Origin of the sequence: Streptomyces sp. NPDC006551 (assembly GCF_040611675.1) — a bacterium.
GTDB lineage: Bacteria > Actinomycetota > Actinomycetes > Streptomycetales > Streptomycetaceae > Streptomyces.
Map to the genome: position 1 here is coordinate 81292 of NZ_JBEXOT010000014.1, position 12662 is coordinate 93953.

Consider the following 12662-nt stretch of genomic DNA (forward strand, 5'->3'; position numbering starts at 1 on the left):
TGAGCGGTCATCCGGTACCGAATTCCGGACCCTCTCTTTCACCACCAGGGATGTAAATGACCACCCCCGAAACTCAGAGCTCCATATCCGGGCGCTCGACCCCCGGGCACAGACGCGCGGCACGCATCGCCGCCGCCGCGGGACTCGTGACCGCGCTCATCGCGGCCGGTGCCGCTCCGGTCCTGGCCGCCGAGGACCCGGCGACCACTCCGCCGGTCAAGTCCTCCGACTCCGCCGACAAGCTGGGCGCGACCGACGCGCAGCGCCTCTCCGAGGCCGAGGCCACCGGCGAGAAGAACGTCACCCTCCTCGTCGCCACCGCCCCCGGCGCCACCGAGCAGGTCGCCGGCCAGCTCGACGCCGTCCAGGGCGCCTCGGTCGGCAAGCGGGAGGACGCGCTCGGCTACGTCCGCGCCACCGTCCCCACCGCCAAGGCGCAGGCCGCCATCCAGGCGGCCGCCAAGCTCGCCTCCGTCCAGTCGATCGACCTCCAGGCCGAGATCAAGCTGGACGACCCGACTCCGGACGCGGGCGACGTCGAGGGCACGACCGTCACCTCGACATACCCGGCCCCCGGCAAGAACACCCCGGCGAAGAACCCGTACAACCCGGCCCACGAGACCGGTGCGGTCGAGTTCGTCAAGGAGCACCCCAGGGCCGACGGCCGCGGCGTGACCATCGGCATCCTCGACTCCGGTGTCGACCTCGGCCACCCCGCCCTGCAGAAGACCACCACCGGCGAGCGCAAGATCGTCGACTGGGTCACCGCCACCGACCCGCTGACCGAGGGCGACGCCACCTGGCGCGCCCAGGTCACCCCGGTCGCCGGCCCGGTCTTCACCGCCTCGTCGCAGAGCTGGAAGGCGCCCGAGGGCTCCTACCAGTTCAGCCGTTTCGCCGAGTCGATCACCGCGGGCGGCGACCCGGCCGGTGACATCAACCGCGACGGCGACAAGACCGACCTCTTCGGCATGCTGTACGACCCGGCCGCCGGGACCGTCCGCGTGGACTCCGACCAGAACAACGACTTCACGGACAACGCGCCGATGAAGCCGTACAAGGACGGGTACCAGATCGGCTACTTCGGTACCGACAACCCGGCCACCGAGGTCGTCGAGCGCACCCCCTTCGTCGTGGAGATCCGCAAGGACGTCGCGATGGACCCGCTCGGCGGCAGCTGGGTGGGCCAGAAGCGGGACTTCGTCAACGTCGGCATCGTCGAGTCCTCCCACGGCACGCACGTCGCCGGCATCACCGCCGCCCACGGTCTCTTCGGCGGCAGGATGAACGGCGCCGCGCCCGGCGCGAAGCTCGTCTCCTCGCGCGCCTGCACCTGGACCGGTGGCTGCACCAACACCGCCCTCATGGAGGGCATGACGGACCTCGTCGTCAACCGCGGCGTCGACATCGTCAACATGTCGATCGGCGGCCTGCCCGCGCAGAACGACGGCGACAACGTCCGCGCCCGCCTCTACACCCGGCTGATCGACGAGCACGGTGTCCAGCTGGTCATCTCGGCCGGCAACTCCGGCCCGGGCATCAACACGATCGGCGACCCCGGCCTGGCCGACAAGGTCATCTCGGTCGGCGCGGCCATCTCCAAGGAGACGTGGGCCGCCAACTACGGCTCGGCCGTCGAGAAGAAGTACGCCATGTTCCCCTTCTCCTCGCGCGGCCCGCGTGAGGACGGCGGCTTCACCCCGACCATCTCCGGTCCCGGCTCGGCCGTGAACACCATCCCGACCTGGCAGGCGGGCTCGGGCGTGCCCGAGGCCGGCTACGCGCTGCCCGCCGGTTACGGGATGCTCAACGGCACCTCGATGTCCTCCCCGCAGGTCGCGGGCGCGAGCGCGCTGCTGCTCTCCGCCGCGAAGCAGAAGGGCGTGGAGCTCTCCCCGCTCACCCTGCGCACCGCGCTCACCTCGACCGCCAAGCGGATCTCCGGTGTCGCGGCCCACGAGCAGGGCTCCGGTCTGATCGACATCAACGAGGCCTGGGACTCGATCAAGGACGGCGCCACGGCGCACGACTACAAGGTCCAGGCCCCGGTCGACACGAAGATCTTCCCGGCCCCGCGCACCGGCACGGGTGTGTACGACCGTGAGGGCGGCCTCAAGGTCGGCCAGAAGAAGGTCTACGACGTCACCATCACGCGCACGAGCGGCCCGAACCGGACCATCGAGCACGAGCTGGACCTGAAGTACAACGACGGCACCTTCCGGATCCTCGGCGACGACGAGGTCGACCTGCCGCTGAACAAGCCGGTCACCGTCAAGGTCCAGGCCCGGCCCACCACGGCCGGGGTGCACAGCGTGATCCTGGAGGCCGACGACGAGCGCACCGAGGGCGTCGACAAGCAGATCCTGTCGACCGTCGTCGTCGCGAGCGACCTGGTCGCACCCGGCTTCGGCGTCTCCGCCACCGGCTCGGTGCAGCGCAACAGCCACAAGTCGTACTTCGTGACCGTCCCGGAGGGCGCCAAGTCCCTGGAGGTCGCCATCGGCGGTCTCAAGGAGAAGAGCCAGACCCGGTTCATCGCGATCCACCCGTACGGCGTGGCCATCGAGTCGACCGCGTCCACGGCGTGCTACCCGCACTACAACCCGGCCAACACCTGCCGTCCGGACCTGCGTTCGTACGCCAACCCGACGCCGGGCGTCTGGGAGATCGAGGTCGAGTCGCGCCGCACCTCGCCCGACCTGGACAACCCGTACAAGCTGGACGTCTCCGTCCTCGGCGCCGACTTCGACCCGGCCGTGCAGACCGTCGCCGAGGCGAAGGTCGGCACCCCGGCGCCGGTCGAGTGGAAGGTCACCAACAAGTTCGCCGCGATCAACGGCACGCTGAAGGGTGGCTCGCTCGGCTCGGCCAAGGTCGAGACCCCGACCATCAAGCACCACGAGCAGCAGACGAAGACCGTCACCATCGGTGAGGGTGTCGAGCGGCTCGACGTGGCGATCGGCAACACCTCGGACAAGGCCGCCGACCTGGACCTGACGGTCCTGCTCGACGGCAAGCAGGTGGGCCAGGCCGCGGACGGCGACTCGGAGGAGGCCGTCTCGCTGGTCAAGCCGGCCGCCGGTACCTACACCATCGTGATCGACGGCTACTCGGTGCAGGCCGAGGGCGGCACGACCTTCGACTACAAGGACGTGTACTACTCGTCCTCGCTCGGCAGCGTGCGGGTCGACGCGTCGAAGCCGGTGACGCTGGCCAACGGCGCGAGCGCCCAGGTCGGCGCCGAGGTGCTGGTCGCCGGTGCCGCGCCCGAGGGCCGGCAGTTCTTCGGCGAGGTCCAGCTGCTGAACGCGCGCGGCACGGTCGCGGGCTCCGGCAGCGTCGTGATCGGCAAGGTCACGCCGTAACACCCGGTGAAACCCCGCTGAGCGGGTAGGAGGGCGGGCGCCGGAACCGGCGCCCGCCCTTCGTGTGTCGTGACTCATGTCCCGACCCTTGGACAATGGATTGGACAAGGCGCCCGGTGACATACGCATCATGGACCGGCAGCACCCTGCACAAACGTACGGAGGAGTCCCCGTGAAGGTCGGAATCGTCGGAGCCACCGGTCAGGTCGGCACAGTCATGCGCAAGATCCTGGCCGAGCGCAACTTCCCCGTCGACGAGCTGCGGCTCTTCGCCTCCGCCCGCTCCGCCGGCACGGTCCTCGACGGGGTCACGGTCGAGGACGCCTCCACCGCCGACTACACCGGCCTGGACATCGTGCTCTTCTCGGCCGGGGGCGCCACCTCCAAGGCGCTCGCCGAGAAGGTCGCCTCCCAGGGCGCCGTCGTGATCGACAACTCCTCCGCCTGGCGGCGCGACCCCGAGGTCCCGCTGGTGGTCTCCGAGGTCAACCCGCACGCGATCAAGGACCGCCCCAAGGGGATCATCGCCAACCCGAACTGCACCACGATGGCCGCGATGCCGGTCCTCAAGCCGCTCCACCAGGAGGCCGGCCTGACCGCGCTCGTCGCCACCACCTACCAGGCCGTCTCCGGCTCGGGTGTGGCGGGCGTGGCCGAGCTGCGTACGCAGGCGTGCGCCGTGGCCGAGAACGCCGACCGGCTGGCCTTCGACGGCGAGGCCGTCGAGTTCCCCGAGCCCGCCGTCTACAAGCGTCCGATCGCCTTCAACGTGGTCCCGCTGGCCGGCTCGATCGTCGACGACGGCACCTTCGAGACCGACGAGGAGCAGAAGCTCCGCAACGAGTCCCGCAAGATCCTGGAGATCCCGGAGCTCAAGGTCTCCGGCACCTGCGTCCGGGTCCCGGTCTTCTCCGGCCACTCCCTCCAGGTGAACGCCCGCTTCGACCGCCCGATCAGCGTCGAGCGCGCGTACGAGCTGCTCAAGGACGCCGAGGGCGTCGAGCTCTCCGAGATCCCCACCCCGCTCCAGGCGGCCGGCAAGGACGCCTCGTACGTCGGCCGGATCCGCGTGGACGAGACGGTGGAGAACGGTCTCGCGCTCTTCCTCTCCAACGACAACCTGCGCAAGGGTGCCGCGCTGAACGCGGTGCAGATCGCGGAGCTGGTGGCCCAGGAGCTCAAGGGCGCCTGAGCCCCCCCCCCCCCCGGCAGCCGTCTCGGAACCTGCCTCCGGCGGAATTCGGACAACGCGTTCGAATCCTGTCCGCCGGATGGCAGGATCCGACCATGACCCACTTACCGAAGGGCGCCGACATCCCGGTGCCGGTGCGGGCCCTCCAGGTCGCGGTCGCCTGGCGGACCGGGCCCGGCGTGCCCGACGTGGACATCTCCGCGCTGCTGCTCGACGCGGGCGGGCGGGTGCGGGGTGACGCGGATCTCGTCTTCTACAACCACGGCAAGCACGCCTCGGGTGCCGTACGGCACCTGGGCAGGTCGGCGCCCGGAGCGCCGGGCTCCCCGGCGGCGGACTGGCTGTGGCTGGATCTGGGGCGGGTGGAGCCGACCGTCGAGCGGGTCGTGATCGCCGCCTCCGCCGACGGCGGCGTCTTCGGTCAGGTACCGGACCTGGACATCCGGGTCACGGACACGGCGGGCGCCCCGGCCGCGTACTTCGCCATCGGCGACGCGACGACGGAGACGGCGTTCCTCTTCGGCGAGTTCCTCCGCCGTGACGGCGGCTGGAGCTTCCGCGCGGTGGGCCAGGGGTACGTGTCGGGGCTCGCGGGCCTGGCGACGGACTTCGGCATCGTGGCCGAGGCCCCGCCGGAACCCGTCCCCGGCCCCGGCTACGTCCCGCCGCCGCCTCCGGGCCCCGGCCACGCCCCGCCGCCCCCCGGTCCGGGCTACGCGCAGCCGCTCACGTCGCCCATATCGCCCGTGGCGCCGGTAACGCCCGTCGAGTCGTACCCCCCGGCGCCGACCCACGCCGCGCCCGCCCCGCCCACGCCACCCTCCGCGCTCGCCGATCCCTTCTCCGTCTCCTTCCGCCCCTCCGTCCACCAGGGCCGCGGCAAGGAGACCGTGCACTGCGACCCCGCCATCCCACCCGGCTGGGCGCTCCTGGAGATCGAGTCCTCCCACTCGATCTCCACCACCATCGAGTCCTGCGACGAGCACGGCCGCGCCGCGGACTTCCTGCTCACGGCGTACGAGGACGACGTCCGCGCCCGCACCGTCGCCGTCGTCCCCCGCGGCCGGCCCCTGACCCTGCGGGTCGAGGCCGACACCCCCTGGAACCTGCGGGTACTGCCGCTCACCCACGCACGCCGTTTCGACAGCCACATCGAGGGCGTCGCGCACGACCTCGTCGTCTACGACGGGCCACCGGCAGTCCTCGACTTCGTCCACCACGGCCGGTGCGACTTCACCGTCCACCAGCACACCCCGCCCGCCGAGCCCGCGTACGACGCCGAGGACCAGGAGCTGCTGGTCAAGGAAGTCGGGGAGGTCCGGGTCAGCGCTCCCGTGTCCGGGCCGGGACTGCTGCGCATCAGCGGGGACGGGCCCTGGAAATGCTCGGTGCGCCGGTGAGTACGCCGTGGAAGGATGGGCCAAACGTCAAGAAACCGAGGAGTTGACCGGGTGCCTGGCACAAACCTGACCCGTGAAGAGGCGCAGCAGCGGGCGAAGCTGCTGACCGTGGACGCGTACGAGGTCGCACTGGACCTCTCCGGCGCGCAGGAGGGCGGCACCTACCGGTCCGTCACCACCGTCCGCTTCGATTCCGCCGAGGCGAACGCCGAGACCTTCATCGACCTCGTCGCCCCCGCCGTGCACGAGGTCGTGCTGAACGGCCGCACGCTCGACGTGGCCGCCGTCTTCCGGGACTCGCGGATCCACCTGGCCCATCTCCACCAGGGCACGAACGAGCTTCATGTCGTCGCCGACTGCGCGTACACCAACACCGGTGAGGGCCTGCACCGGTTCGTCGACCCGGTCGACGACCAGGCGTATCTGTACACGCAGTTCGAGGTGCCGGACGCCCGCCGGGTCTTCGCGGCCTTCGAGCAGCCGGACCTGAAGGCGACCTTCCAGTTCACCGTGAAGGCGCCGAGCGGCTGGACGGTGATCTCGAACTCGCCGACGCCCGAGCCCAAGGACGACCTCTGGGTCTTCGAGCCGACCCCGCGCATCTCGACGTACATCACCGCGCTGATCGTCGGCCCGTACCACTCGGTGCACTCCTCCTACGAGAAGGACGGCCAGACGGTGCCGCTGGGCATCTACTGCCGCCCGTCGCTGGCCGAGTACCTCGACGCGGACCACATCTTCGACGTCACGCGCCAGGGCTTCGACTGGTTCCAGGAGAAGTTCGCGTACGACTACCCCTTCGCCAAGTACGACCAGCTCTTCGTGCCCGAGTTCAACGCGGGCGCGATGGAGAACGCGGGCGCGGTCACCATTCGCGACCAGTACGTCTTCCGCTCGAAGGTGACGGACGCGGCGTACGAGCGCCGGGCCGAGACGATCCTGCACGAGCTCGCGCACATGTGGTTCGGCGACCTGGTCACCATGGAGTGGTGGAACGACCTGTGGCTGAACGAGTCGTTCGCCACCTACACCTCGGTCGCCTGCCAGGCCTCGGTGAAGGGCACCCGCTGGCCGAACGCCTGGACCACCTTCGCCAACGCGGAGAAGACCTGGGCGTACCGCCAGGACCAGCTGCCCTCCACGCACCCGATCATGGCCGAGATCAACGATCTCGAGGACGTGCTCGTCAACTTCGACGGCATCACGTACGCCAAGGGCGCCAGCGTGCTGAAGCAGCTGGTCGCGTACGTCGGTCAGGACGAGTTCTTCAAGGGCGTGCAGGCGTACTTCAAGGCGCACGCCTTCGGCAACACACGCCTGTCGGATCTGCTCGGCGCGCTGGAGAAGACGTCCGGCCGTGACCTCAAGGCCTGGTCGAAGGCGTGGCTGGAGACGGCCGGCATCAACATCCTGCGCCCCGAGATCGAGACGGACGCCTCCGGTGTCATCACCTCGTTCGCGGTCAAGCAGGAGGCTCCGGCGCTGCCCGCCGGCGCCAAGGGCGAGTCGATCCTGCGTCCGCACCGGATCGCGATCGGCTTCTACGACCTGGACGAGGCCGGCAAGCTGGTCCGTACGGACCGGGTCGAGCTGGACGTCACCGCCACCGAGCTGACCTCCGTGCCGCAGCTGGTGGGCAAGGCCCGCCCGGCGGTCGTGCTGCTCAACGACGACGACCTGTCGTACGCCAAGGTCCGGCTCGACGAGGTGTCGCTGAAGAACGTCACCGCGCACCTCGGGGACTTCGCCGAGTCGCTGCCGCGCGCGCTGTGCTGGGCCTCGGCCTGGGACATGACCCGCGACGGTGAGCTCGCCACGCGCGACTACCTGGAGCTGGTGCTCTCCGGCATCGGCAAGGAGAGCGACATCGGCGTCGTCCAGTCGCTCCAGGGGCAGACGAAGGCCGCCCTGGACCTCTACGCGGCGCCGGAGTGGCGCGAGACGGGCCTGAACCGGTGGACCGAGGCGACGCTGGCGCATCTGCGCGCGGCCGAGCCGGGCAGCGACCACCAGCTGGCCTGGGCCCGGGCGTTCGCGGCGACCGCCCGCACCCCGCAGCAGCTCGACCTGCTCGCCGGGCTCCTGGAGGGCAACGAGACGATCGAGGGCCTGGCCGTCGACACCGAGCTGCGCTGGGCGTTCGTGCAGCGGCTCGCGGCGACCGGGGTGTACGACGAGCCCGAGATCGCCGGCGAGCTGGCGCGTGACAGGACGGCGGCGGGCGAGCGCCACGCGGCGACCGCTCGGGCGGCCCGTCCGACGGAGGCGGCGAAGGCCGAGGCCTGGGCGTCGGTCGTGGAGTCCGACAAGCTGGCGAACGCCGTGCAGGAGGCGGTGATCGGCGGCTTCGTCCAGACCGACCAGCGCGAGCTGCTCGCGCCGTACACGGAGAAGTACTTCGCCTCCATCAAGGGCGTCTCGGAGACCCGCAGCCACGAGATGGTCCAGCAGATCGTGGTGGGGCTCTACCCGACGATCCAGGTCTCTCAGGAGACCCTGGACGCGACCGACGCGTGGATCGGGGCGAACGACCCGTCCCCGGCGCTGCGCCGGCTGGTGACGGAGTGCCGCGCGGGCGTCGAGCGCGCGCTGAAGGCGCGGGCGGCGGACGCGGCCGCCGCCCGCTAGCGGAGACGAACCTGCGTGACAGCGAAGGGGCCCCGGACGGTCGTCCGGGGCCCCTTTCCTCACGTGTACGGGTGGTCAGCCCAGGGCCTTGATCCACTGCCAGCCGCCGGTGCCGATGGTGATCGGCGTGCCGAGGCCGGTGGTCGTGCCGGGCAGGAACTCCAGGTTCTCGGCCGTGCCCGAGGTACGGGTGGTCCACAGGTCGGCGGTGCCGTCGCCGGTGCCGTCGCCCGCGGAGACCGCGAGCCGCCGGTCGGCGACCGTCCACGGCCCGCCGTCGAGCGCCCGGGGGGCGCCGAGCGGCTGGGCGCCCTGCCCCGCGTACTGTTCGACGGCCCCCGTGGCACGGTCCCGGGCCCAGACGTCGGCGCGGCCGTCGTGGTCGGCGTCGCCGGGCAGGAGCAGGTCCTGTCCCGCCCATTCCGGTTCGCCGATCCGGACGGCGGCGCGCGGCGCGAAGCCCGGCTTGCCGTCGACGGCGGCGCCGCCGCGGTGCAGCCACAGGCCGGTGGAGCTGCGGGCGAGGACGTCGGGAAGGCCGTCGCCGTCGAAGTCCCCGGCGCTCACCGGGGTGGTACCGGACCAGCCTGTGGGCCGGCCTCCCATCGCGATCCGGGTGCCCAGCTCGCCGCTGCCGGTGTTGGGGTAGACCCACAAGTCATCGCCGATGCGGGCGACGAGGTCCTCGCGGCCGTCGCCGGTCCAGTCGCCGCGGTGGCTGACCACGGCGTCGGCCCAGCCTCCGGTGCCGATCTGGCGCTGGGCGGCGAGACGACCTCCGCCGGTCCCGGAGTAGAGGCGCAGATCGCCGTCGTCCTTGGCGGCCACGAAGTCGGGGCGGCCGTCGCCGGTCAGGTCCCCGGGGACGCCGGAACCCTTGCGGGGTTCGGGGTGGGCGGCCGCCCGCAGCAGCAGGTGGTCGGAGAGCGGGGCCGTACCGGCGGGCTCGGGTTCGAACGCGTCGGCCCGTACGGTGTGGAAGTCGCCGGCGGTGAGGAAGACGTGGTCGAACTTCCGGCCCGAGGCGATGGTGGCCTCACCCGACTCGCACGCACTCACGCCGTCGGCGACGCACTGTGGGGTGAAGAAGTCGCGGTCGTTCTCGTCCGCCTCGGCGAACCGGCCGGTGCCGGGGAGTCCGGCGCGCACCGGGTCGAGGGCGGCGTAGTCCGCGCCCGCGTTGAAGTCCCCGCCGAGGATCACCGGGACGCCGGCGGCCCAGGTGTCGATATGGGCGAGGGCCTGGGCGGAGCCGTTGTCCGGACGGATGTACTGGGCGAGGTGGGTGGTGCACGCCAGGGTGGTGCGTCCGTCGACGGGGCCGCGAGCGCAGAGCACCGCGCGGGGTTCCTGGTCGGCCGGGACGTCGAGGTCGGCGACGTACCGTTCGACGGCCGGGGCCTTGACGAAGACGCCGAGACCGAAGCGGGCGTCGCCGGTGGCGGACCACTTGGCGCAACCGGGTGTGGTGGTGGTGCTCGTCCACACGGCGCTGTAGCCGGGCAGGGCATCGCGGAGGGAGGCCCACTGCCCGACGCACAGTTCCTGGAGCATGACGGCGTCGGCGTTCCAGCTGACGGTCTGCTCGCGGAGCTTGGCGGTCCAGGTGGGCAGGTCCAGCTCGCTCTGGCAGGTGGAGCCGCCGCAGACGTTGTACGTGATCGTCCGCACCGGCGGCGCGGTGGCCGGGTCGACGGTGTCGGCCGCGGCCACGGTCACGGTGCCGGCGAGCAGCGCCAGGGTGGCGGCGAGCCGGACTCCCCAGCGCAGGGCCGTTCTTCGAAGGTTCCTCATGTCCGTTCCCCCAGGTGTCAGCAGGTCCGGACAGACTAATGATCAGAGGAGACGGCGAAAGGGGCGCCCTCCCCCGCGGGGCACCCCTTTCGGCGTGCTTGAGGTCCGCCCGGCGGGCGGGCGTCGGCGCGCGGCCGCGTCGCCGGGCGGAAACCGGTGTCAGCCGCTCGGCTCCTCGTAGCGGCGGCGCAGTTCGGCCGAGCCCTGCTCCGTGAGGGTGCCGTGGAGTCGCATGCGGGCGACGCCGCCGTCGGGGAAGGCGTCGAGGCGGACATGGGTGACGACGGCCTGTGCGGGGAGCTTGAAGCGGTGCGGGGTGTCGGGCTGGAGCCTGGTGCGGGGGATGATCTCGAACCACTCCGCGCCTGTGGAGGGATCGCCGTTGCAGCCCTGGAGGGCGATCCACCCCGCCGAGTTGCCCTTGAGGTAGGCGGTGTCGATCTCGACGGCGCGCACGGCGCCCTGGGCGGCGAGCCGGAAGCGGACCCAGTCGTTGGTTCCGCGGACCCGGCGGCGGCGGTTCTCCCAGCCGTCGTCCATCTTGCGGGAGGTTCCCGGCAGGATGATCTGGGTCGGCGAGGAGTAGAACTTGTCCGACGCGTCCTCGTACACCCCGCCGTTGAGTACGGAGATCAGGTCGAGGGTGCCGAGCAGCTCCAGCCACTCGGGGTCGGGCACGACCTCGCCGTGGACGCGGAGCCGGGCGATGCCTCCGTCGGGGTGCTGGCAGAGCCGGATGTGGGTCCAGCACCGTTCGCTGCTGATCTCGAAGCCGTTGGCGGCGTGGCCGCGGACGGGGGTGGGCGGGACGATCTCCTCCCACTTCACGTCGTCGGCGAGGAGCTGCTCGGGGCTGGGCGAGCCCTCGACGGCCGCGGCCTGGACGGACACGCGCTGCGGGTAGTTGCCGCGGAAGTGGGCGGTGTCGACGACGATCCCCCGGATGACGCCGGGGGCGCCGAGGCGGATGATCGCCCAGTCGTGGTCCTCGGGGGCGGGGAAGACGTTCCCGGCGTCGGCGCCACGGCGGCGGCGGGTCTCCCAGCCGTCCATGATCTTGCCCTTGTGGCCGAAGTGCTCCGGGTCGAAGACGGCGCGCTCGCGGACGAGGAGGTTCTCGCGCTCGGCGAAGAACTCGTCGTTGGCGGCGACGACACCGGCGCCGAGGCGGCGGTCGGCCAGGTCGACCAGCTCGGTGAAGGGGAAGTCACCGGTGCGGTAGTCGGCGTACGGGTCGCCGCCGCCGTAGGGGGCGGCGTCGTTGGCGTGCGGATCCTGGTCGTTGCTCGTCTCGAAGGTCATGCCCCGACCTTCCCGTGCGCCGGAGCCCAGGTCCATCGAATGTTTTCGACGGATGTCTTCAGCTCTACTGAACGGTCTCGCGGGCCGCCGCCGCCTGCCGGAGCGCGGTGAGCACCCGGGCGACGGCGGGGCCCTCCTCCGCCCCGCGCCGTACCGCCGCGACGACATGGCGGCGCGGCTGGTCGGCGGAGAGGACGCGCATCACGACGCCCGCGCGGCGTTCGGCGGAGGCCATGCGGGGCACGAGGGCGATTCCCATGCCGGCCTCGACCATGGCGAGGATCGCGGTCCAGCCCGCTGCGCTGTGCGCCTGCTCGGGCACGAAGCCGGCGGCCTCGCAGGCGGCGGTGGTGATCTCGGACCAGGGACCGGAGCCGCCGAAGATCCAGGGCTCGGCGGAGAGGTCGGCGAGCCGCAGCCCGGGCGCGTCGGCGAGCGGGTGCCCGCTGGGCAGGGCGATGTCGAGCGGGTCGGCGAGGAGGGGGACGCGGCTGAACTTGGGGTCGCGCGCGGAGGGGGCGTGGGCGGCGAGCGAGAGTGCCAGATCGACCTCTCCGGCGGTGAGCAGTTCGTACGCCTCCGCCGCCTCGGCCTCGCGGACGCGGACGCCGAGCCCGGGGTGGGCGGTCCGCAGGTGCTGGACGGCGGGGACGACGAGCGCGGGCACGGCCGTGGAAAAGGCGGCCACCCGCACCTCACCGGCCTCGCCGCGCAGGTATCCGTCGAGTTCGGCGTCGGCCCGCTCCAGTTGGGCGAAGACGGCCTCCGCGTGCCGGAGCACCAGATGGGCGGCGTCGGTGAGCCGGACACGGCGGCCCTGTGCCTCCAGGAGCTGGACCCCGAGCTGTCGGGCCAGATTGGTGAGCTGCTGGGAGACGGCCGAAGGGGTCATGAGCAGCGCCTCCGCGGTCGCGGTGACGGTGCCGCGATCACGGAGGGTACGGAGGATCTGGAGCTTCTTGATGTCCCACTCGGTCATGG

General features: G+C 71.7%; 7 protein-coding genes. 4 read left to right on the top strand and 3 right to left on the bottom strand.

Translation table 11 applies throughout. The features are described from left to right. The first annotated feature begins 56 nt into the window (after positions 1-56). The 4 genes from ABZY12_RS16065 to pepN all read left to right on the top strand — a co-directional run bounded on the left by ABZY12_RS16065 (position 57) and on the right by pepN (position 8585). Complete coding sequence (locus ABZY12_RS16065; protein ID WP_356890562.1) at positions 57-3365, top strand: S8 family serine peptidase; 3309 nt, start codon at positions 57-59, stop codon at positions 3363-3365. 172 nt (positions 3366-3537) lie between these two features. Further along, positions 3538-4557 (top strand): aspartate-semialdehyde dehydrogenase, encoded by a 1020-nt coding sequence (locus ABZY12_RS16070; protein WP_356890564.1) that lies wholly within the window; start codon positions 3538-3540, stop codon positions 4555-4557. Positions 4558-4652: 95 nt separating this feature from the next. Further along, on the top strand, positions 4653-5957 hold the full coding sequence (locus ABZY12_RS16075) for a TerD family protein (protein WP_356890566.1): 1305 nt from the start codon (positions 4653-4655) through the stop codon (positions 5955-5957). 51 nt (positions 5958-6008) lie between these two features. Continuing rightward, positions 6009-8585: an aminopeptidase N gene (gene pepN, locus ABZY12_RS16080; protein WP_356890568.1), complete on the top strand. Its 2577-nt coding sequence runs from the start codon at positions 6009-6011 to the stop codon at positions 8583-8585. A 75-nt stretch (positions 8586-8660) separates the two neighbouring features. On the opposite strand, the gene ABZY12_RS16085 is transcribed toward pepN, so the two are convergent. The 3 genes from ABZY12_RS16085 to ABZY12_RS16095 form a co-directional block, all read right to left on the bottom strand. Further along, entirely contained in the window at positions 8661-10379 is a 1719-nt protein-coding gene (locus tag ABZY12_RS16085; RefSeq protein WP_356890570.1) for an FG-GAP-like repeat-containing protein, read from the bottom strand. A gap of 159 nt (positions 10380-10538) precedes the next feature. Beyond that, the gene (gene alc, locus ABZY12_RS16090) at positions 10539-11681 is read right to left on the bottom strand and encodes an allantoicase (protein ID WP_356890572.1); all 1143 of its coding nucleotides are present in this window, start codon (positions 11679-11681) and stop codon (positions 10539-10541) included. Between the two features lie 64 nt (positions 11682-11745). After that, positions 11746-12660, bottom strand: coding sequence for a LysR family transcriptional regulator (locus tag ABZY12_RS16095; protein WP_356890574.1), 915 nt, complete (start codon positions 12658-12660; stop codon positions 11746-11748). Positions 12661-12662 lie beyond the last annotated feature (2 nt).

Coding starts and splice junctions, on each gene's coding strand:
- ABZY12_RS16095 (WP_356890574.1), bottom strand. CDS start 12,660: ATGACCGAGTGGGACATCAAGAAGCTCCAGATCCTCCGTACCCTCCGT.
- ABZY12_RS16065 (WP_356890562.1), top strand. CDS start 57: ATGACCACCCCCGAAACTCAGAGCTCCATATCCGGGCGCTCGACCCCC.
- alc (WP_356890572.1), bottom strand. CDS start 11,681: ATGACCTTCGAGACGAGCAACGACCAGGATCCGCACGCCAACGACGCC.
- ABZY12_RS16075 (WP_356890566.1), top strand. CDS start 4,653: ATGACCCACTTACCGAAGGGCGCCGACATCCCGGTGCCGGTGCGGGCC.
- ABZY12_RS16085 (WP_356890570.1), bottom strand. CDS start 10,379: ATGAGGAACCTTCGAAGAACGGCCCTGCGCTGGGGAGTCCGGCTCGCC.